Origin of the sequence: Rhizobium sp. N731 (assembly GCF_001664145.1) — a bacterium.
GTDB lineage: Bacteria > Pseudomonadota > Alphaproteobacteria > Rhizobiales > Rhizobiaceae > Rhizobium > Rhizobium esperanzae.
This window is the reverse complement of sequence record NZ_CP013601.1, coordinates 1,532,062-1,552,944: the sequence shown is the minus strand read 5'-3', so window position 1 is coordinate 1,552,944 and position 20,883 is coordinate 1,532,062. Positions and strand designations below refer to the sequence as shown.

The following is a 20,883-nucleotide window of genomic DNA, read 5'->3' as shown; positions in this document are numbered from 1 at the left end:
GCCACACGCCACCAGAGGAATCACCCCATGAACTTTTACCGGACAATGCGGCTGATGCTGTCGAGCGCAGCCTTTTTCTCGCTCGCCGGCTCGGCCTTCGCTCTCGATGGCACCGATCTGCTGAACAAGATCAATGCCGCTTATGCCGCACAGGGCGGGACGATTGCAGCTGAGAACATCGACATCGACGGCACGACCGTGACGTTGAAGAATGTCACCCTCAAGCCGACCGGCGGCGAAAGCCTGCCCATCGGCGAAATCACCCTTTCCGGCGTCGAAGAAGACGAGGACGGCGGCTATTACATCGAAGAAGCTGCCTTCCCCGACATCAACAAGACCCAAGACGGCGTGACTGTGACCGCGCAGGAGCTGACGCTCGGCGGCATCTCCGTGCCCGCAACGGCTGGCGGCGACACGCTCGACACCATGATGCTCTACGAAACCGCCCATACCGGCCCGCTGAAGGTGGTCAAGGACGGTGCGGAAGTGTTCTCGCTGCTCCAAACCGACATGAACCTGACGCTGCGCGAAGACGAATCCGGCTTCGATTTCGACGGCGCCTTCAAAAGCATGAAGGCCGATCTCAGCAAGGCCGAAGACGCGCAGAGCAAGGACGCGATCGAGAAGCTCGCCCTGCAGCACGTCCAGGGCGACATTACCATGAAGGGCGCCTGGGAACTCGCGCCCGGCACGATCGATATTTCGGAATTCGCCTTCGACTTCACCAATATCGGCAAGCTGAATCTTGGCTTCAAGATCTCGGGTTACACGATGGCCTTCATGAAATCGATGCAGGATGCGATGAAGGAATCCGAAGCCAATCCGAACAAGGAACAGTCGCAGCAGGCGCTCGGCCTTGCCATGCTCGGCCTGATGCAGCAACTGTCCTTCGAGGCCGCACAGGTGCGTTTCGAAGATGCGTCGATCACCAAGCGCGCGCTTGATTACGCCGGTTCGCAGCAGAACATGTCCGGCAAGCAGATGGCGGATTCGCTGAAGGCGATGACGCCGATCATGCTGGCGCAGCTCAATATCCCGGAACTGCAGAACGCCGTTTCGGCCGCGGTTAACACCTTCCTCGACGACCCGAAGAGCCTGACCGTCAAGGCCGCTCCCGAAAAGCCGGTGCCGTTCCCAACGATCGTCGGTGCTGCCATGGGCGCTCCGAACACGCTGCCGCAGGTGCTCGGCGTCAAGGTTTCGGCTAACGACTGATCGTTTGGCTTTCTTCATAAGAGCAGGCTCGGCAGTTCCGCCGCCGAGCCTTTCTATTTCAGGCATGTGCAGGCATCGGCACAAATGAAAAGCCCGGCGATTGCGATCGCCGGGCTTTCTCATTCGAAAACGAACCGAACTCAGTCCTTCTTGACCGGCGGGATCGGCCGGATCGCGAGTTCGCGCAACTGCGTCGGCGTTGCCGGGCTCGGTGCGCCCATCAGCAAGTCCTGCGCTTGCTGATTCATCGGGAAGAGCGAGATTTCGCGCAGGTTCTTCGCGCCGACGAGCAGCATGATGATGCGGTCGATACCAAAGGCAGCGCCGCCATGCGGAGGCGCGCCATACTGGAAGGCGCGGTAGAGGCCGCCGAAGCGGTCCTCGACGTCCTGCTGGCTGAGGCCGATCTTCTCGAAGGCGGCAACCATGGTTTCCGGCGACTGGTTGCGGATCGAACCGGAGGCGATCTCGAAGCCGTTGCAGACGGCGTCATACTGGAAGGCCTTGATCGTCAAAGGATCCTGGTTCTGCAGCGCGTCGAGGCCACCCTGCGGCATCGAGAACGGATTATGGGCGAAATCGACCTTCTTCTCTTCCTCGCTCCATTCGAAGAAGGGGAAGTCGACGATCCAGCAGAGTTCGAAGCGGTCGCGGTCGACGAGGTTGAGTTCTTCGCCGGCCTTGGTGCGGGCCTCGCCCGCAAACTTGTGGAATTTTTCCGGCTCGCCGGCGACGAAGAAGCAGGCGTCGCCGTCACCGAGACCGAGCTGGGTGCGGATCGCATCGGTGCGCTCCTCGCCGATGTTCTTGGCGAGCGGTCCGGCGCCTTCGAGCTTCTCGCCTTCCTTGCGCCAGAATATGTAGCCGAGTCCCGGCTGGCCCTGGCTCTGCGCCCAGGCGTTCATGCGGTCGCAGAAAGCGCGCGAGCCACCGGTTTTGGCCGGAATCGCCCAGACCTGGACCTTCGGGTTAGAAGCGATCATGCCGGCGAAGACCTTGAAGCCGGAGCCGGCGAAATGCTCGGTCACCGCTTCCATGACGATCGGGTTGCGCAGATCCGGCTTGTCCGTACCATATTTGCGGATCGCCTCGTCATAGGGAATGCGCGGCCATTCCTTGGTGACCGGCTTGCCTTCGGCAAACTCCTCGAACACCTTGGTCATCAGCGGACCCATCGTGTTCCAGACGTCTTCCTGGGTGACGAAGCTCATTTCGAGGTCCAGCTGGTAGAATTCGCCCGGCAGGCGATCAGCGCGCGGGTCTTCGTCACGGAAGCACGGCGCAATCTGGAAGTAACGGTCGAAACCTGCGACCATCAAGAGCTGCTTGTACTGTTGCGGCGCCTGCGGCAGAGCGTAGAAGGTGCCGGGATGAATACGGCTCGGCACAAGGAAGTCGCGCGCGCCTTCCGGCGAGGAGGCCGTCAGGATCGGCGTGCTATACTCGGTGAAGCCCGCGCCGCCCATTTCACGGCGCATGGCCGAAATCACCTGGGTGCGCTTGACGATGTTCTTGTGCAGGGTTTCGCGGCGAAGATCGAGGAAGCGATACTTGAGGCGAACGTCTTCCGGATAATCGGGCTCGCCGAAGACCGGCAGCGGCAATTCCTTGGCGGCGGAGAGCACTTCGATCTCCTGCGCATAGAGCTCGATCTCGCCGGTCGCCATGGTCTTGTTGACGGTGTCTTCGGTACGGGCCTTGACGAGGCCGTCGATGCGGATGACCCATTCGCCACGCACGGTCTCTGCCGTCTTGAAGGCGGGGCTATCCGGGTCGGCGACGACCTGGGTGATGCCGTAATGGTCGCGAAGGTCGATGAAAAGAACGCCACCATGGTCGCGAACGCGATGGACCCAGCCGGCGATGCGGACGGTCGAGCCGACATCCGTCTTGCGGAGGGCGGCACATGTGTGGCTGCGGTAGCGATGCATGATCTCAAATCCTGGCATGTGGCTGAAGACGGCAGCAGGGGTTCGAAGACCCTCCCGCGCCGACAAGAAAATCGGGCGGAAAAGCGCATGGACGCTCCGATTTGTCAAGGCTTAGCGCGCCCCGCCCCTGGGTTTGGCATGCGTTTATGGCGAGGCTGCGACCCGCAGGCTGCGGCAGTTTGGCCGCGTTTCCCATATTGATGAAGATGCGGCTCAACTTTAAAAGGATCGGCATTCTCGTCCTGGAGCCTCTGCATGCCTCTGCTGACCCGCCGCAACCTTCTGAAGACATCCGCCGTCGCCGGCGCCTATGGCGCCGGCATCGCCGTTGCGGGCAAATTCGGGCTTGCCGAGGCGGCGCCGGAGCCGCAGCTGCTGACGGCTGTGAAAACCGAGGCCTTGCTGACCGAGGCGGGTCCGACCAGGGATGTCATGAGCTGGGGCCATGACGGCATGCCGCCGGTTCTGAGGATGACCAAGGGGCGGCCCTACGCGGCAAGGCTGAAAAACGGGCTCGATGAGCCGACGACGATCCATTGGCACGGGCTTCGCATCGACAACCGCATGGATGGCGTGCCCTTCGTGACGCAGCCCTATATCTATACCGGCGACAGCTTCGATTATGTCTTCACGCCGCCCGATGCCGGCACCTTCTGGTATCATCCGCATTGCAACACGCTGACGCAGATGGGACACGGCATGACCGGCATGCTCGTCGTCGAGGATCCGGCCGATCCGGAGTTCGACACGGAGGTGCTGCTCAATCTGCGCGACTGGCGGCTCGGAGGCGACGGGCAGTTCATCGCGCCCTTCCGGCCGCGCGACGCTGCCAAGAGCGGCACCTACGGCACGGTGCGCACGGCCAACTGGCGCCAGGAGCCGCAATATGATGCGCCGGCCGGCGGGCTGGTGCGGCTGCGCATCGCCATCACCGACGTGACGCGCATTTTCTCGCTGACGATGGCGGGCGCAGATGCGACCGTCATCGCCATCGACGGCAATCCGGTGCCGAAACGCTTCCCTCTGGACCTCCTGCAGATCGGGCCGGGCCAGCGGCTCGATCTTGCCGTACGCATGCCAGATGGCGAAGGCGCCGTCGCGACGCTGGAAGACATTCGCGGCACGGCGCCGAAGACGATCGCCAGCCTGCGTGCGGTCGGACAGTCGTTGAAACGCAATATCGGCGATCTCGGCCCGCTTGCCGAAAACCCCGTTCCGAAGGCTGATCTTTCCGCTGCCGAACAGATACCGCTGATCCTCAGCGCCACCGCGGAAAATGCCGCCGTCGAGAGTATCTGCGGCACGCTTGGTTACAGCTTCTGGGCGATCAACAAGGTGCCGTGGCCCGGAGACACGCCCGATCCGACGGCGCCGCTGGCGGAGCTGAAGCTCGGCAGGAGCTATGTCTTCAACCTCGAGAACACCACGCCGCACGCGCATCCGATCCACCTGCACGGAATGAGCTTCACGGTGATCTCCTCCTCGACGCGCGAGGTGATGCCGCTGGTGTCCGACACCTACCTCGTCCAGCCGGACGAGAAGGTACAATTGGCCCTTGTCGCCGACAATCCCGGCGACTGGGTGCTGCATTGCCATATCATCGAACATCAGAAGACGGGAATGACCAGCTATATCAGAGTGAGCTGAAGCATTCGCCTTGCCTCAGTTTGGACGTGATTCTTCTTCAGCAATGCGCGAAGCCTGTGCTGTTGTATTGACATATCGAAGCGAAAGGAGAAGGAAGGTTCAACCAACCTTTTCCTTGCGAATGAATTGATATGATCGAAACCACCGCCGATTTGGCGGCCGCCTGCAAAGAGCTGGCCAAGTCCGACTTCATCACCATTGACACCGAATTCCTGCGCGAAACGACCTTTTGGCCGGAGCTCTGCCTGATCCAGATGGCAAGCCCGACACTGGAAGTTCTCGTCGATCCGCTGGCGAAGGGCATCGACCTCGCCCCCTTCTTCGAGCTGATGGCGGACACGAAGGTGTTGAAGGTCTTTCACGCGGCGCGCCAGGACATCGAAATCATCTTTAATCGCGGCAATCTCATTCCGCATCCGATCTTCGACACGCAGGTCGGAGCCATGGTCTGCGGTTTCGGCGACAGCGTCTCCTATGACCAGCTGGTCAGCCGCATCAAGAACGTCCATATCGACAAGTCGTCGCGCTTCACCGACTGGAGCCGCCGACCACTCTCCGAAAAGCAGCTGGAATATGCGCTGGCCGACGTCACGCATCTGCGCGATGTCTACCTGTCGCTGAAGGCCGAACTCGATCGGGAAGGCCGCACATCGTGGCTGCGCGAGGAAATGGACATTCTCGAAGCGCGTGAAACCTACGACATGCATCCCGACGACGCCTGGCAGCGTCTGAAGATGCGCTTGCGCAAGCCGCAGGAGCTGGCGGTCCTGAAATATGTCGCCGCCTGGCGTGAGCGCGAGGCGCGGGCCCGCAATGTGCCGCGTTCGCGCGTCTTGAAGGATGATGCGATCTATGAGGTCGCCCAGCAGCAGCCTAAGGATTCCGAAGCGCTCGGCCGCCTGCGCACCATTCCGAAGGGCTGGGAGCGTTCGGCCGCCGGGACGGCGGTGGTCGAGGCGGTCAATGCGGCGCTCGCCCTTCCGAAAGCCGAGATGCCGCATGTGCCTCGTCAGGCACAGGCCCCGGAAGGCGCAGCTGCCGCCGTCGAACTCTTGAAGGTGCTGCTGAAGCTGATCTCGGAGAAACATGGCGTGGCGCCGAAAGTGATCGCCAACAGCGAGGATCTCGATAAGATTGCCGCCGATGGCGAGAAGGCCGATGTCGCTGCCCTGCACGGCTGGCGGCGTGATCTTTTCGGCGAGCCGGCGCTGCAGCTGATCCAAGGCCAGATCGGGCTGCGTTTCGCCGGCCGAAAGGTTGAAACCGTCAGCCTCTGAAAGCAAATCGAATTCGCTTGACGCTTTTTTCCCAGCTGAAACAATGACTGGAGGAAACCTCAGGCGACGAGGCGGCATGCGGGAAATATCTCCAACGCAGAACTGGATTTTAATCGCGATCGTGCTGGCTGCCAGCGGCGTCGTTTACGATCTGATGTTCTACTCCAATCAGACGCCCGTCATCGGGGCGATCTTCGCGCTCTTCATCGGCATGCCGATTCTCGCCTTCGAGCGCAAAGTTCTGTTTCGCACCCTCTACAGACGCATCCAGAGTCTGCCGACCTTCGTGTTCATCATCACGGAACTGGTGATCTACGAGATCCTGATGAGCATCGGCTTCGCCTGCGCCGGCCTCCTGCTCTGGTCGCTCGGCATGCTGAAGCCGTCGTCGTTCCTCGACCTCGTCATCATGCCGTTCGAGGTCTTCCTCTATGCGCTTGCCGTCTGCTCGGCACTGATCTTCATCCTGCGCGTCCGGGAATTGCTCGGCCGCGAAGTATTCGTCAGCATGCTCATCAGCCGCTATCGCAATCCGGTCAAGGAAGAGCGTGTCTTCCTCTTCATCGATCTCGTCGATTCGACAGCTTTTGCCGAAAAACATGGCGACCTCAGAGCACAGCAGCTGCTGAGCTCACTGTTTGCGACCTTCGCGGAACCAGTGCGGCGCCACAAGGGCATGATCAACGACTATGTCGGCGATGCGGCGATCATTACCTGGCCGCTTGCCCGCGGCGTCAAGGATGCGCGCTGCGTTCGCTGCATCTTCGATATCCTCGCCGATATCGAAGCCAATGCCGCCGGCTGGCGGAAAAATTACGGCCAGGTGCCGAAGCTTCGCGTTGCCCTTCATGGCGGCGACATCATCACGGCGGAAGTCGGCGTCGACCACCACAAGATCAGCTATTTCGGCGATACGGTGAATACGACCGCCCGGCTGGAGACGCTCTGCCGCAGCCTGAACCGGCAGGTGCTGATCTCCGCGGAGCTGGCCCGGCGCATGACTTTTCCCGACGACATTTCCTGCGAAGATCTCGGGATCCATGCCGTCAAGGGACGCGGCCAGGCACTCGGCGTCATGGCACTGTCCTCGCGTGCGGTGACCGTTCTGAACACGCCCGCAGTCGTTCTGCACGGCTGAGCAAGTCCATTTATCACGCGTCACCAAAGCTTCACCCAACCGTCAATTCGCTGATACGGAAGCCCTGTTAAGCGGAAGCCATTCGCATCCGTTTCATGGGGATATTATGAAGAACCTCCTTTTTGCGTCCGTATCGCTTTTCATGCTGATTGCCGGCCCCGTTTCGGCCGACCAGCAGCAGTTCCCGGCCAAGCTCGCTGGCCAGGCGATCCTGCCTGCCAACACCATGGTCCCGGCTCCGGCCGACGCGCCTGACTTCCTCAAGCATTCCGGCAAGTTCACGACGCCGGACCGCAAGCGCACCGAAGCGCTCGGCACCGTTCCCGGCAAGGACGGCGCCCGCGTGACCGATCTGAAGCTTCCGTTCGACGGCCAACCGATCCAGGGTTTCTCGGGCATCAAGACGATGGCCGATGGCACCTTCTGGACGCTCTCCGATAATGGCTTCGGTTCCAAGGCCAACTCGTCCGACTCCATGCTGTTCCTGCACCAGATGAAGTTCGATTGGACTGCCAACAAGGCTGAGGTCGTCAAGAACCTCTTCCTCTCCGATCCGAACAAGATCGCCCCCTTCCCGATCGTGCTCGAAGGCACGGATACGCGCTACCTCACCGGTGCCGACTTCGACATCGAGTCGATTCAGCCGGTTGCCGACGGCTTCTGGCTCGGCGATGAATTCGGTCCCTATATCCTCAAGGTCGATACCGAAGGTCGCCTGACGGACGTGATCCCGACCACGCTCGACGGCAAGCCGGTGCTCTCGCCCGACAATCCGCTGATCCAGCTGCCGGGCAATCCGGCCGCCAAGATGCCGGTCTTCAACCTGAAGCGCTCCGGCGGCTTCGAAGGCCTTGCCATGTCGAAGGACGGATCCAAGCTCTACGGCCTGCTGGAAGGCGCCATCTACAAGGATGACGGCACGATGGAAACAGCCGACGGCCACACAGCCATCCGCGTCATCGAATTCGACGTCGCCGCGAAGAAGTGGACCGGCCGCAGCTGGCTTTATCCGTTCGAGGGCAAGGGCGTGTCGATCGGCGATTTCAACATGCTCGATGACGCCACCGCTCTCGTCATCGAGCGCGACAGCGGCGCCGGTACCAGCGACAAGGCCTGTGCCGACCCGAAGCAGCCGAAGCCCGATTGCTTCGAAGCTCCGGCCGTGCTGAAGCGCGTCTACAAGATCGAATTCAACGATGCCAATGCCGGCAAGGCCGTCCGCAAGATCGGTTACATCGATCTCCTTGATATTCAGGACCCCGACAACAAAAAGAAGGCCGGCAGCAAGGACGGCGTCTATGACATGCCGTTCGTCACCATCGAAAACGCCGACCGCGTCGACGCCACGCACATCATCATCGGTAACGACAACAATCTGCCCTTCTCGGCCGGCCGCTCTGTCGACAAGGCTGATGACAACGAGTTCAGCCTGCTCGAGGTTGGCGAGTTTTTGAATGCGAAGTAATCGGGGGTTCTAGTGTGAGATTGAGAGGGCGGTGCGTCAGTGCCGCCCTTGTTGCGGCGGTTGTGCCGTGCGCCCCCGGCCCAGCCGGGCATTTCCCCCCACAGGTAGGGAGATTGGCTGGGCGCAACGATTCCGCCAAACAATACTGCTTAGCATCAGTAGATTGCTGGAAAGGGACCGAGCGATCACCTCCTGCCAATTTCCACCCTTGTGGGGGAGATGCCCGGCAGTGCAGAGGGGGTGCCCCATGGCCCAACCGCCGCAAATCAACCTACTCGAACCGAAACGCCAGCCTCTTGTTCGTCAGCCTCGACAGCTGCTGCAGGCGGCCGTCCAGGCGCTCGCCGGCGAAGTCCCGGTATTCCGGCGGCACCACGAATTCGAGGTCGAAGTCCGGGTTTGACGATTTGCGGAAAGTAAGGTTCTTGACGATGCCGGGCATGGAGGCCGAGAAGAGATAGACGACCCGCAGCATGCCGCCGAGCAGTTTGGCGCGGTCGATGAACTGAGGGGTGGCGATCTGCGCCAGCGGACCGGTGGCGCCGTCGTCATGCAAGCCCTCGAAACGGTAATAATTGGTGAGCGCGATGAAGGCGCGGCCGGGATGGCTGATGCCGACGAAGGAGGAGTGGGCGATGACGTTCAGCGCCTGCAGGCCGCGATAGTCGGGATGGGCGCGCCAGCTGATATCGGCAAGCAGACAGGCGGCCTGACGATAGCGGCTTTCCTCTTCGGTTTCCTGGACGCCGAACAAGGGCATCATCCGACCGGTCCATTCCGCCAGCTCGCGGGCATGCTCCGGCGAACGGGCACGCAGGATCGCCAGTTCGCCGGCGGCAGCCAACAACGGATCGGCGCGGCGCTCGGCCTCCGACAGCAGCGAGTAGAGATATCCCTCGCGCACGCCCTGCGCCGAGAAGGAAATCACCGACGGCTTCATGACGCTCAATACTTCCTTCATGGCGATGGCGCCGAAGGGCAGCAGCGAACGGCGATGCTTGGAGACCGCCTGAAGGGCCGGCTCCTTGGAATCGCGCGCGGTGGCCACCTGATCGAGGAACAGCATCATCGCTTCGAGCGACACTTCATAACCCTGCATCATGTGCAGCGGATAATTGGTAATCTCCATGTGCAGCTTGGCGATGTTTCGCCAGGTGCCGCCGACGGCGTAGAAGGTGCGCCCCTCGCCTTTCGCCAGGAGCTTTGCCGTTTTCACCTGCTTGCGGGCAAAAGTTCGCGCCTTGGGGAGCGAGCCGCCGGCATATTCCGACAGGCGCAGACCGCCAAGCGGCAGCGTAATGCCCTTGCCGACCTCCTTGCCCTTGATGTCGATCAGTTCAAGAGAACCGCCGCCGAGGTCGCCGGCAATGCCGTCAGGATTGAAGAAGCCGCTGATGATGCCGAGCGAGGCGAAGCGAGCCTCCTCCTCACCTGACAGCACCCGGACGTGGCGCTGCAGGATCGTCTCGGCCTGGTGGATGAAGTCGGGACCGTTGCTCGCCTCGCGGGCGGCGGCCGTCGCCAGCACATACATGGTGGCGGCCCGCGCCTGATCGGACAGGGCCTTGAAACGGTGGAGCGCCGCCAGAGCCCGGGCGACGCTCTCTTCATCCATCTTGCCGGTGACGGCTATGCCTTTGCCGAGGCCGCAGAGGACCTTTTCGTTGAAGAGGATCGTAGGCGAACGGGACAGGCCTTCGTAGACGACAAGACGAATGGAATTCGATCCGATGTCGACGACGGAGACCGGGGCGATCCCTGGAAGGCGCCCCTGGGCTTCAGATTCAACCATATGGTCCAGTTTTACTTGTTGTTGCGGCCTTCGAGCAGACCGGCGATCAGTTTCGGCGCGCTTGATTTCAGAGCTTCACCACGGCCCGACAGGCTCGGATTGGTCATGAAATACTGCTGCGCATTGAACGGTTCCTCGCCCCTGCGCACTTCCATGCGCCGCGACGTACCGTCGGGCAATATCTCGTAGCTTTGTTGATTGTCAATCACGTTGCCGAGCATAATCTGTGACAAGACCTGCTCATGAACAGTCGGATTCGTCAGCGGAACCATGGTCTCGACGCGACGGTCGAGATTTCTCGGCATCATGTCGGCCGAGCCGATATAGACCAGCGCCTTGTCCGACGGCAGGCCATGGCCGTTGCCGAAGCAGAAGATACGGCTGTGTTCGAGGAAGCGGCCGACGATCGACTTGACGCGGATCTTCTCCGAGAGACCAGGCACCTGCGGACGCAGGCAGCAGATGCCGCGCACGACGAGATCGATTTCGACGCCGGCATGGCTGGCGCGATAGAGCGCATCGATGATGTCGGGGTCGACAAGCGAGTTCATCTTCATCCAGATCGCCGCCGGCGCACCGTTCCTGGCATGCTGAATCTCTTCCTCGATGTGACGCAGGATACGCGAGCGCAACGTATAGGGCGAGACGGCGAGCTGCATGCCCTCTTCAGGTTCGCCGTAGCCGGTGATGAAGTTGAAGATGTTCGCCATGTCGTGGGCGATGACGGGATTGCAGGTGAAATAGGAGAGATCCGTATAGATCTTGGCGGTGATCGGGTGGTAGTTGCCAGTTCCCAAGTGGCAATAGGTTCTGAGCTTCCCTTCCTCGCGGCGGACGATCATCGACATCTTGGCGTGGGTCTTGAGCTCGATGAAACCGAATACGACCTGCACGCCGGCGCGTTCGAGATCGCGCGCCCAGCGGATATTCGCCTCTTCGTCGAAACGGGCCTTGAGTTCCACCAGCGCCGTCACCGACTTGCCGGCTTCGGCGGCATCGACCAGAGCGCGGACGATCGGGCTGTCGTTAGAGGTGCGGTAAAGCGTCTGCTTTATCGCCAGAACGTCAGGATCGCGCGCAGCCTGGAGAAGGAACTGGACCACCACATCGAAGGATTCATAGGGGTGATGGACGACCATGTCCTTCTCGCGGATGGCGGCGAAGCAGTCGCCGGCATGTTCGCGGACGCGCTCGGGAAATCGCGCATTGTAGGGCTGAAACCTGAGATCGTCGCGCGGCGCCTTGGTGATCTCGGACAGAGTGTTCAGCGCCAGGAGCCCCGGCAGAACGGCGACGCGATTGTCGGGGATGCTGAGTGCCTGCACGACGAACTGACGCAGCGAGGCCGGCATTTCCGAATCGGTCTCGATGCGGATGACTTTGCCGCGGCGGCGCCGCTTCAGTGCCGTCTCGAAAAAGCGCACGAGATCCTCGGCCTCTTCCTCGACTTCGATATCGCTGTCGCGGATGACGCGGAACGTACCGGAACCCTGCACCTCGTAGCCCGGATAGAGACGGTGGATGAAGATATTGGCGACGTCTTCCAGCGTGATGTAGCGGATTGTGTTCGCGTCATCCGGCAGGCGGACGAAGCGGTCGAGCGCCGGCGGCAGGCGCAGCAGTGCCGTCATCGGTTCACGGCCGTTCTTGCTGACGAGCTGCAGGCCGATCGAGAAGCCGAGATTGGGAATGAACGGGAACGGATGGGCCGGGTCGATCGACAGCGGCGTCAGCACCGGGAAAATCGCCTGTTCGAATTCGGCGGCCAGCCACTGGCGGTCGGCATCGCTGAGCGCGCCGGGGCGCACGATCAGGATGTCTTCCTTGGCGAGATATTGCTGCAGCACGGCGAGCGAGGCCTGCTGCTCCATCTGCAGATGGTCGATCTCCTGCAGGATCGAGTCGAGCTGCTCGGCCGGCGTCTTGCCGTCGGGGCTGCGGATGGCGATGTTCTGGCGTACCTGACCTTCGAGGCCGGCGACGCGCACCATGAAGAACTCGTCGAGGTTGGCTGCCGAGATCGACAGGAAACGGACGCGCTCGAGCAGCGGATGCTCGGTGTTGAGCGTCTCTTCCAGCACGCGGCGATTGAACTGCAGCCAGGAGAATTCGCGGTTGATGAAGCGCTCGGGGCTGGTCAGCAGCTCGTCCAGCGGGGGTATGTTGTCGTTGGTTTCCGGAGTGAGTTCCTGATGTTCTGCGACTGCGCTGTCCATGGTCCGCTACCCCGTTTTCAATCGCGACGGCAATTATATCAGTTTCACGACGGAACTGTGACAGTCAATCGGCCGGCTCCGAATTTCCCAATTCATTCAATACTTCGGCAGCAAGAGACCGGGTGATCTTCGTGCCCCGGGACAGGGCCAGCCGGTCGAGCCTTTCGACGATCGTCTGGGCCGCGTTCAGCGACCGCTCCATGCGGTTAACGATATAGAGCACGAGTTTGTCATCTATATAAAGCTGCCGGTCGGCGAAGAGCTTGACGATCACTTGCGACAGCAAGGCCTCGTCGGGTTCGCCGATCTCGACGATGGTCGCAGCTTTCAGACGCGAGCGCAGATCGGGCAGCAAAACCGGCCAGGAGATCGGCCAGAGACGGCTTGTTATCAACAGGCTGGTGGCGTTTTCGCGCACGCTGTTGATGACGTGGAAAAGCGCATTGTCGTCGAAGCCGAGGCGGTCGGCATCTTCGAACAGCACCGGACCGGCAGCGGCAGCGACAGCCGCGTCCGAACCGAGTTCGGGATGAATGCTGACGGCGCCGCTCAACTCCTGCCAGATGCGGGCGAGATGCGATTTCCCCGAACCGACCGGGCCGGCGAGCACGACTACCGGCGACGGCCATGCCGGCCAGGCGTCGACGATCGACACGGCGGCGGCCAGCCGCTCCGAAATCAGAAGATCGTCGCGGCTGCTTGCGGCGTCGTGCGAAAAGGCCAATGGCAGCTGCTCTCCGGCCTTGCGCTTCGGATCAGCGTTCTTCACGTCACTCATTGGGAACTGATTTCGTCTTCTGAGCGCGGGCGCTCGGCGACCCGCCAAAATAAAGATCGCTCTGAAGGTAACGCGAAAGCGCGAAGCGGACAAGGACGCCGACGGCAGCGGCAGCCGGCACGGCAACCAGAAGACCGACGAAGCCGAAGAGCGCGCCAAAAGCAAACAGCGCAAACATCAGCCAGACCGGATGCAGGCCGACGCTGGAGCCGACGAGCTTCGGCTGCAGGATATTGCCTTCCAGAAACTGGCCGCTGAAGAAGACGACCAGCACCAGGCCGATCCAGGGATAATCTGGCCAGAATTGCACGATTGCCACGCCGACGGCGAGAACGAGGCCGACCAGCGAGCCGACATAGGGAATGAAGCTGATCATACCGGCGAAGAGGCCGATCAAGAGGCCGAAATTCAATCCGACGAGGGAAAGGCCAGCGGCATAATAAATACCGAGAATGAGGCAGAGCGAGCCCTGGCCACGGATGAAGCCGGCGATTGCCTGATCGATCTCACTGGCGATCTGGCGGACATCATTCACGTAATCGCGCGGAATCCATTGATCGACCTTGGCGACCATGCGGTCCCAATCGAGCAGGATATAGAAAGCGACGACGGGGGTGACGACGAGCAGCGAGATGACGTCGACGATCGCCTTGCCGGAATTCCAGATCTGCGCGAAGAGCCCGGTCAGAAAGCCCATGCCTTCGGAGAGGATTCCTGAGAAATTATCCTTGATCGTGCCGACTTGACTCCTGATCCACTGCGGCAGCAGCGAATGCTGCGACTGGGCGATGAATTTCTGCAGCTGGCTGATATAACTCGGCAGGCGCTCGGCGAAATCGTTGAACTGGCTGATCAGCACGGGAATGAGGATCATCAGCGCCAGCGCAAAGACGATGACAAAGGCGATCAGAATGCCGACCGTCGCCATCATGCGGCTGAGGCCCAGGCGCTCCAGCCGGTCGGCGACGGGATCGAGGAAATAGGCGATCGCCATGCCGGCGATGAACGGCAAGAGGATCGAGCTGAAGACATAGAGAAAGGCGATGAAGAAAACGAGCACGGCCAGCCAGAAGAAGATCTGGCGCTTCAGACTGTTGCCGCTGACATGCTGTGGCATTGCTTCCCCGTTTCACTCGCCGCCGCCGAACGCCGCCTCTTGTCCGACGCGGCCATTCAGCACATAGGATGCAGGCGCAAAGATGGTCAACCCTATCACGCCAAATCCCGGACAGGCCGGTTAAAGACACGGGAAATTGGGGGCTTTTCCCATGCAGCGCTTGCATAAATGCCCCTGTCATGCAATTGCGACCGGCAGATGACGCGGCGCGTCTGCCGCCTGGAAATAGCCATCGGAGACCAGCATGAGCCAGTCTGGAAAAAACGGCCTGACCTATAGCGACGCGGGCGTCGACATCGATGCCGGCAACCTCCTCGTCGAGAAGATTAAGCCGGCTGTGCGCTCGACGCGCCGTCCGGGCGCCGACGGCGAGATCGGCGGCTTCGGCGGGCTCTTCGATCTCAAGGCGGCGGGCTTTACCGATCCGGTCCTCGTCGCCGCCAATGACGGCGTCGGCACCAAGCTGAAGATCGCAATCGACGCGGATTACCACGATACTGTCGGCATCGACCTCGTCGCCATGTGCGTCAACGACCTCGTGGTCCAGGGCGCCGAGCCGCTGTTCTTCCTCGATTATTTCGCGACAGGCAAGCTCGATCCCGATCAGGGTGCGGCGATTGTCGGCGGCATTGCCGCCGGCTGCCGCGAGGCTGGCTGCGCTCTGATCGGCGGGGAGACCGCCGAAATGCCCGGCATGTATTCCTCCGGCGACTATGATCTTGCCGGCTTTGCCGTCGGCGCCGCCGAACGCGGCAAGCTGCTCCCCTCCGGCGACATTGCCGAAGGCGACGTCATTCTCGGTCTCGCCTCCTCCGGCGTCCATTCCAACGGCTTCTCGCTGGTCCGCAAGATCGTGGAACTGTCCGGCCTCGGCTGGGACGCGCCGGCGCCGTTTGCCGAAGGCAAGAAGCTCGGCGAAGCGCTGCTCGAACCGACCCGCATCTATGTGAAGCCGCTTCTGAAGGCGATCCGCGAGACCGGCGCGCTGAAGGCGCTCGCCCATATCACCGGCGGCGGATTCCCGGAGAATATTCCGCGCGTGCTGCCGAAGCATCTGGCAGCCGAGATCGATCTTACCGCCGTCAAGGTTCCCACGGTATTTTCGTGGCTCGCCACGACGGGCGGCGTCCAAGCGAAGGAAATGCTGCGCACCTTCAACTGCGGCATCGGCATGATCGTCGTCGTCGCCGAGGAGAATGTCGCCGCGGTATCCAAGGCGCTCGAAGCCGAAGGCGAAAAGGTCATCATGCTCGGCCGGATGATTGCCCGCGCCGAAGGCGCTGCCGGCACGGTCTACAAGGGTACGCTTGCCATATGAGCACGCCGCGCAAACGCGCCGTCGTCTTCATATCGGGTGGCGGCTCCAACATGATGGCGCTTGTCGCGGCCGCGAAAGCCGCCGATTACCCGGCCGAGATCGTCGGGGTGATCTCCGACAAGGCGGATGCCGGCGGGCTTGCCAAGGCAGCGACCGAAGGCATCGCCACCTTTGCCTTTCCCCGCAAGGACTATGCCAGCAAGGAAGCGCATGAGGCGGCGATCTTTTCCGCACTCGATGAGCTTTCGCCCGATATCCTCTGCCTGGCGGGCTATATGCGGCTGCTGACGCCGACCTTCATTCAGCGCTACGAAGGCCGGATGCTCAACATCCACCCTTCCCTGCTGCCGCTGTTCCCAGGCCTCCACACCCATCAGCGCGCCATCGACGCCGGCATGCGCATCGCCGGCTGTACCGTGCATTTCGTCACCGAGGGCATGGACGAAGGGCCGGTGATCGGCCAAGCCGCCGTTCCGATTCTTTCCGGCGACACGGCCGAAAGCCTGGCCGCGCGGGTACTGACGGTCGAACACCAGATCTACCCGCAGGCGCTACGGCTCTTTGCGCAAGGCAGCGTGACGATGGATGGCGGCAAGGCCGTGAGCGCCGAGGCTTCAACCGCCGCGCCCAAGGCTCAACTGATTTCGCTGATCGGCGACCGCGCTTAGAGCGCATCTGCATGGCTCTGGTCGAGGGCTGCCCCTCATCCGCCTGCCGGCACCTTCTCCCCGTTTTTACGGGGAGAAGGGCATATGCCGCCCCCTCTCGCCCCCCGCAAACCTCTCGCATGGCACGTCCCTCTCCCCGTTTTTACGGGGAGAGTGTTAGGGTGAGGGGCGAAAACCACAGCTTTAGGCGAAATGCATCAAGCCGCCAGCGCCCGCAGCGGATGCAGCGTACCATCGCTATAAACGAAGCGGCCGGCGCGGAAGGTGGCGCGGATGCGGTTGATCTCGCCCGGCTCGACGACGACCAGATCGGCGCGCTGGCCGATGGCGATTTCGCCACGGTCCAAGAGACCGGCGGAGCGGGCGGCGTTGCCGGTCGCCATGGCGACGGCTGAAGGCAGGCCGCCTTCCACCATGTCGGCGAGCTTGAAGATGCCGGGCACAAAGGCAGCCGGGTGATAATCGGCGGCGATGATACTGAGCAGCCCGGCCCTTGCAGCGTCGAGCGCGCTGAGATTGCCTGACATCGACTGGCCGCGCAGCGCGTTCGGCGCGCCCATCAGCGTCCAGAGGCCGCGGCGGCGCGCCTCTTCGGCCGCAGGTGCGGTGACCGGAAACTCGCTGATGGTGACGCCGAGATCATGCATTTCGGCGACTTTCTCGACGCTGTCATCGTCATGCGAGGCAAGCGAGAGCTTGTGTTTCAGCGACAGCGCGACGATCTCCCTGAGCTTCGCCTCGATCTCAGGATTGCTGCGCATGGCGATGCGCTTGGCGACGATCTCGGCGGCCATCTCCTCGGAGATGGCGCGGCGCTCGGAAATGCTGAGGATGTAGCTTTGCAGGTTGTTGTACTGGCCCTGACCCGGCGTGTGGTCGGTCAGCGAAACCATGTCGATCTGATCGGCATTCAGCAGGCGCTCGAGTGCGGGAGCGGCGCCGACATTGGTGATTTCGTAACGGGCATGGACGCGGTGGTCGATCAGGAGATCGTCGCGCAGCCGGTTGATGCCCTCGATCACCGCCGACGTCGTCTCCAGCGAACGGACGTGACCATAGACGCTTTCGGTGGCGAAAGAGACCGCGGCAAAGGCTGTCGTCACACCGGCAGCGGCAAGCTTCTTGTCGAGTTCGTGGATGCCGAAATCGATCGGCATCGTCGCATTCGGCCGCGGCGCGATCTCGCGCTCGATCATGTCGCCGTGCAGGTCGACGAAGCCCGGCATCAGCAGCCGCCCGCCGCCATCGATCGCCGCGCCGGAAACCGGCTCCGGCCGGATCTCGGCGATGGCGCCATCCTCGACACGCACGGAACCTTCACTCACTACCTCGTTCGGGAGAACGAGAGTGAAATTGTTGAGCCACATGGGCCTTCTCCTGACCGATCCGATGATTGACAAGCCGCAGCGGATAGAACCGCTCCATGACATTCGTATGAAATCGTAAGCGCTATTATCTCAAAGCGGAAAACGTCATGGGCTAACCGCCAAGCCGCCCGAAGACCGCCTCATCCGCTATCGAATTTTGTGCCTGTTCAAGGCTGCCCATTGCAGCAGCACGATCGTCTTGGTGTCGAAGATCTCGCCGGTTTCGATCATCCGGGTCGCCTCATCCAGCGGAATTTCAAGAACCTCGATATCCTCGTGTTCCTCATCCAGGCCGCCGCCTTCCGCGACGCGGTCCGTGGTATCGATAAGGGAAACGAAGAAATGGACGACCTCGGCGATAGCGCCGGGCGAGGGATAGGATTTGAAAAGGAAGCGGGCCTCACGCAAGTGGTAACCGGTTTCCTCCATCGCCTCACGGCGGATCGCCTGTTCGGGATGGTCGTCATCAAGAAGGCCGGCCGGCACCTCGATCATCCATGCGGGATCGCCGTTCAGATGAACGGCGAGACGGAACTGGCGGACGAGAACGACGAGATCGCGTTTCGGATCATAAAGCAGGATGCAAGCGGCCGGCGTGCGGTGGTAGACCTCCCGCTTCAGCCGCTGTGTCGCGCCCTTTCGGTCGATATAGTCGAGCAGATAGCTGCTCAGCCGCGTCCACCCATTCGACAGGATTTCCTCGCCGACGATCTTCACCCGCGATTTCGGCTGCATCATACCGTGTCCTTGCGAAGCCAGACCTTGTTGTCGTGCACGGCCGCCCCGCCGTAGGGCGCGATCGGATCGGCCCCTGTCAGCACGTTGATCCCCTCCCCGTCGACATGAGCCTTGTTCGGCCAGAGCCCCTCGGCAATCAGCACGCCCGGTTTCACCTCGGTGGTGATACGGGCGTGGATGCGCAGATCGCCGCGGCTGTTGCCGATGCAGACGAGATCGCCATGGGCGATGCCGTTGGCTTCGGCATCGACAGGATTGATCATCACCTCGGGACGGCCTTCCTTCTGCCGCGACGTCTTGGTCTCCGAAAAGCTCGAATTCAGGAAGTTGCGCGCCGGCGACGTGGCGAGACGGAAGGGATGCTCTGGATCGGCAACTTCGATGACATCGACCTGATCGGGGAAGGCCGGCAGTTCGGCATGCGGCCCGAGCGCGCCGATGGCGGCCGGCGGCTTGTTTGGCGCCGGCTGATTGATCCAGTCCGGACGAAAATGGAACCTGCCGTCCGGATGGGCAAAGCCGTTCAGGAAATGGGCGTCCTCGAAAGCCGCCTGGCGATCGAACCATTTATGTTCGAGGAAATGGTCGTAGTCCGGCAGGTCGCTCGATCGGAGGATGCGGTCGATCATCTCGCGGGCGGTAAAGCCGAAACCGGGGCGATCGGCGACGCCGAGGCGTTTTGCCAATTCCTCGATCACGAAGAGATTGGTGCGCACGGTCGGTGGCGGCTCGACCAGCTTCGGTCCCAGCAGAATGTGATTCTGGCCGCCGGCGCGATAGATATCGTCATGCTCGACGAACATGGTCGCAGGCAGCACGATGTCGGCAATCTCCGCCGTTTCGGTCATGAACTGCTCATGGACGGCGACGAAAAGGTCGTCGCGGGCAAAGCCGCGTCTGACGAGGCGCTGTTCGGGAGCGATGTTCGCCGGATTGGTGTTCTGGATCAGCATCGCCGTCACCGGACCGCGATGGCGCAGCGCCACCGGATCTCCGGTCAGCACGCGACCGATCTGCGATTGGTCGAGCATGCGGATATCGCCATCCTTCATCGAGCGGCCGGTCAGTTCCGCATTGTTCATGCGGAAGATATCGCTGTTCGAATGGAAGGCGCCGCCGCCCTCATATTGCCAGGAGCCGAGAACGGTGGCGACCGAGGCGGCCGCATGCATGGCGACCGCGCCGTTGCGCTGGCGGGTAAAGCCGTAGCCCAAACGGAAGAAGGTCTTCTTCGTCGTGCCGACGAGGCGGGCAAAGGCCTCGATCTCCTCGACCGAAAGGCCGGTGATGGCAGCGGCCCATTGCGGCGTCTTCGTCTTCAGGTGCGCTTCTAGACCGCCCGGATCATCCGCATATCTCGCCATATAGTCGCGGTCGGCATAGCCGTCGCGGAAGGCGATGTGCATGGTGGCGCAGGCGAGTGCAGCGTCGGTGCCAGGCCTGACGATCAGCGCCATATCGGCCTGCTTCATCGTCGGATTGTCGTAGATGTCGATGACGACGATCTTGGCGCCGCGCTCCTTGCGCGACTTGATCGCATGGGTCATCACGTTGACCTGGGTCGAGACCGCGTTGGTGCCCCAGATGACGACGCAATCGGTTCGGCCCATCTCGCGCGGATCGGGGCCGCGCAGCACGCCGGTCGCCATGGTGAAGCCGGTCCAGGCCGGGTTGGTGCAAATCGACGAGAAAAAGCCGGAGTAGCGCTTGGCGTGACGCAGGCGATCGATTGAATCGCGCTGCACCCAGCCCATGGTGCCGGCATAGAAATAGGGCCAGACCGCCTCGCTGCCGTCCCTCGCCTCGGCCTTTATGAAGGCTTCGGCAATTTCATCCAGCGCATCGTCCCAGGAAATCTGCTGCCATTGCCCTGCCCCCTTGGGGCCGGCGCGGCGCAAGGGGTGCATCAGGCGGTCGGGATGGTAGAGCCGCTCGGCATACCGGGCGACCTTGGCGCAGATGACGCCCGACGTATAGGAATGGTCGCCGGCGCCGCGCACGCGGCCGATGCGGCCGTCTTCCGATACCTCAACCTCCAGCGCGCAAGTGGAGGGACAGTCGTGCGGACAGGCCGTGTGGCCGATCTTGCTGTCCAGCTTCGGGGATTTGGCGTCGATGGGGGTCGCAATATTCATGGCATTTGTATATGCCAAGGCCTGCATGGCCAAAAGCCAGAAAAACTCCCCATGATACGAATTCATACGGGCATCAGCGAA

Annotated in this window: 15 protein-coding genes; 7 read left to right on the top strand and 8 right to left on the bottom strand. The window is 61.9% G+C overall.

Annotated elements, in window-relative coordinates; translation table 11 throughout:
- Positions 1-27 precede the first annotated feature (27 nt).
- The gene (locus AMK02_RS07650) at positions 28-1,215 is read left to right on the top strand and encodes a hypothetical protein (protein WP_064801678.1); all 1,188 of its coding nucleotides are present in this window, start codon (positions 28-30) and stop codon (positions 1,213-1,215) included.
- Between the two features lie 140 nt (positions 1,216-1,355).
- Here AMK02_RS07650 and aspS read toward each other — a convergent pair whose 3' ends face one another.
- Positions 1,356-3,146: an aspartate--tRNA ligase gene (gene aspS, locus AMK02_RS07645; RefSeq protein WP_064806062.1), complete on the bottom strand. Its 1,791-nt coding sequence runs from the start codon at positions 3,144-3,146 to the stop codon at positions 1,356-1,358.
- 255 nt (positions 3,147-3,401) lie between these two features.
- Between aspS and AMK02_RS07640 the strand changes: the two genes are divergently transcribed.
- From AMK02_RS07640 to AMK02_RS07625, 4 genes are all read left to right on the top strand, one after another.
- Positions 3,402-4,793, top strand: a complete 1,392-nt coding sequence (locus tag AMK02_RS07640) for a multicopper oxidase family protein (protein ID WP_064801676.1) — start codon at positions 3,402-3,404, stop codon at positions 4,791-4,793.
- 131 nt (positions 4,794-4,924) lie between these two features.
- Complete coding sequence (gene rnd, locus AMK02_RS07635; RefSeq protein WP_064801674.1) at positions 4,925-6,070, top strand: ribonuclease D; 1,146 nt, start codon at positions 4,925-4,927, stop codon at positions 6,068-6,070.
- Positions 6,071-6,146: 76 nt separating this feature from the next.
- Positions 6,147-7,208: an adenylate/guanylate cyclase domain-containing protein gene (locus AMK02_RS07630; RefSeq protein ID WP_064801672.1), complete on the top strand. Its 1,062-nt coding sequence runs from the start codon at positions 6,147-6,149 to the stop codon at positions 7,206-7,208.
- A 106-nt stretch (positions 7,209-7,314) separates the two neighbouring features.
- Positions 7,315-8,673: an esterase-like activity of phytase family protein gene (locus AMK02_RS07625; RefSeq protein ID WP_064801670.1), complete on the top strand. Its 1,359-nt coding sequence runs from the start codon at positions 7,315-7,317 to the stop codon at positions 8,671-8,673.
- 271 nt (positions 8,674-8,944) lie between these two features.
- On the opposite strand, the gene ppx is transcribed toward AMK02_RS07625, so the two are convergent.
- The 4 genes from ppx to AMK02_RS07605 form a co-directional block, all read right to left on the bottom strand.
- The gene (gene ppx, locus AMK02_RS07620; protein ID WP_064801668.1) at positions 8,945-10,465 is read right to left on the bottom strand and encodes an exopolyphosphatase; all 1,521 of its coding nucleotides are present in this window, start codon (positions 10,463-10,465) and stop codon (positions 8,945-8,947) included.
- 11 nt (positions 10,466-10,476) lie between these two features.
- The gene (locus AMK02_RS07615) at positions 10,477-12,681 is read right to left on the bottom strand and encodes an RNA degradosome polyphosphate kinase (protein ID WP_064801667.1); all 2,205 of its coding nucleotides are present in this window, start codon (positions 12,679-12,681) and stop codon (positions 10,477-10,479) included.
- 64 nt (positions 12,682-12,745) lie between these two features.
- The gene (gene hdaA, locus AMK02_RS07610; RefSeq protein ID WP_064801665.1) at positions 12,746-13,459 is read right to left on the bottom strand and encodes a DnaA regulatory inactivator HdaA; all 714 of its coding nucleotides are present in this window, start codon (positions 13,457-13,459) and stop codon (positions 12,746-12,748) included.
- Complete coding sequence (locus AMK02_RS07605; RefSeq protein ID WP_064801663.1) at positions 13,452-14,576, bottom strand: AI-2E family transporter; 1,125 nt, start codon at positions 14,574-14,576, stop codon at positions 13,452-13,454. Before AMK02_RS07605 ends, hdaA begins: the two co-directional genes overlap by 8 nt.
- 244 nt (positions 14,577-14,820) lie before the next feature.
- Between AMK02_RS07605 and purM the strand changes: the two genes are divergently transcribed.
- Together purM and purN are read left to right on the top strand one after the other, a co-directional pair.
- Positions 14,821-15,894, top strand: coding sequence for a phosphoribosylformylglycinamidine cyclo-ligase (gene purM / locus AMK02_RS07600; protein ID WP_064801661.1), 1,074 nt, complete (start codon positions 14,821-14,823; stop codon positions 15,892-15,894).
- A complete protein-coding gene (gene purN, locus AMK02_RS07595; RefSeq protein WP_064801659.1) occupies positions 15,891-16,562 on the top strand; it encodes a phosphoribosylglycinamide formyltransferase in 672 nt (223 codons plus the stop codon). Before purM ends, purN begins: the two co-directional genes overlap by 4 nt.
- Before the next feature lie 197 nt (positions 16,563-16,759).
- Here purN and AMK02_RS07590 read toward each other — a convergent pair whose 3' ends face one another.
- The 3 genes from AMK02_RS07590 to AMK02_RS07580 form a co-directional block, all read right to left on the bottom strand.
- Complete coding sequence (locus AMK02_RS07590; RefSeq protein ID WP_064801658.1) at positions 16,760-17,929, bottom strand: alpha-D-ribose 1-methylphosphonate 5-triphosphate diphosphatase; 1,170 nt, start codon at positions 17,927-17,929, stop codon at positions 16,760-16,762.
- 147 nt (positions 17,930-18,076) lie between these two features.
- Complete coding sequence (locus tag AMK02_RS07585) at positions 18,077-18,667, bottom strand: NUDIX domain-containing protein (protein WP_064801656.1); 591 nt, start codon at positions 18,665-18,667, stop codon at positions 18,077-18,079.
- The gene (locus AMK02_RS07580; protein WP_064801654.1) at positions 18,664-20,868 is read right to left on the bottom strand and encodes a molybdopterin-containing oxidoreductase family protein; all 2,205 of its coding nucleotides are present in this window, start codon (positions 20,866-20,868) and stop codon (positions 18,664-18,666) included. The genes AMK02_RS07585 and AMK02_RS07580 overlap by 4 nt, the downstream gene beginning before the upstream one ends.
- Positions 20,869-20,883: the final 15 nt, after the last annotated feature.

Excerpts from the sequence above, each read along its gene's own strand:
- hdaA (WP_064801665.1), bottom strand. The coding sequence starts at position 13,459 with ATGAGTGACGTGAAGAACGCTGATCCGAAGCGCAAGGCCGGAGAGCAG.
- rnd (WP_064801674.1), top strand. The coding sequence starts at position 4,925 with ATGATCGAAACCACCGCCGATTTGGCGGCCGCCTGCAAAGAGCTGGCC.
- purM (WP_064801661.1), top strand. The coding sequence starts at position 14,821 with ATGAGCCAGTCTGGAAAAAACGGCCTGACCTATAGCGACGCGGGCGTC.
- AMK02_RS07605 (WP_064801663.1), bottom strand. The coding sequence starts at position 14,576 with ATGCCACAGCATGTCAGCGGCAACAGTCTGAAGCGCCAGATCTTCTTC.
- AMK02_RS07625 (WP_064801670.1), top strand. The coding sequence starts at position 7,315 with ATGAAGAACCTCCTTTTTGCGTCCGTATCGCTTTTCATGCTGATTGCC.
- AMK02_RS07590 (WP_064801658.1), bottom strand. The coding sequence starts at position 17,929 with ATGTGGCTCAACAATTTCACTCTCGTTCTCCCGAACGAGGTAGTGAGT.
- purN (WP_064801659.1), top strand. The coding sequence starts at position 15,891 with ATGAGCACGCCGCGCAAACGCGCCGTCGTCTTCATATCGGGTGGCGGC.
- AMK02_RS07615 (WP_064801667.1), bottom strand. The coding sequence starts at position 12,681 with ATGGACAGCGCAGTCGCAGAACATCAGGAACTCACTCCGGAAACCAAC.
- AMK02_RS07650 (WP_064801678.1), top strand. The coding sequence starts at position 28 with ATGAACTTTTACCGGACAATGCGGCTGATGCTGTCGAGCGCAGCCTTT.
- aspS (WP_064806062.1), bottom strand. The coding sequence starts at position 3,146 with ATGCATCGCTACCGCAGCCACACATGTGCCGCCCTCCGCAAGACGGAT.
- AMK02_RS07585 (WP_064801656.1), bottom strand. The coding sequence starts at position 18,667 with ATGATGCAGCCGAAATCGCGGGTGAAGATCGTCGGCGAGGAAATCCTG.
- AMK02_RS07580 (WP_064801654.1), bottom strand. The coding sequence starts at position 20,868 with ATGAATTCGTATCATGGGGAGTTTTTCTGGCTTTTGGCCATGCAGGCC.
- AMK02_RS07630 (WP_064801672.1), top strand. The coding sequence starts at position 6,147 with ATGCGGGAAATATCTCCAACGCAGAACTGGATTTTAATCGCGATCGTG.
- AMK02_RS07640 (WP_064801676.1), top strand. The coding sequence starts at position 3,402 with ATGCCTCTGCTGACCCGCCGCAACCTTCTGAAGACATCCGCCGTCGCC.
- ppx (WP_064801668.1), bottom strand. The coding sequence starts at position 10,465 with ATGGTTGAATCTGAAGCCCAGGGGCGCCTTCCAGGGATCGCCCCGGTC.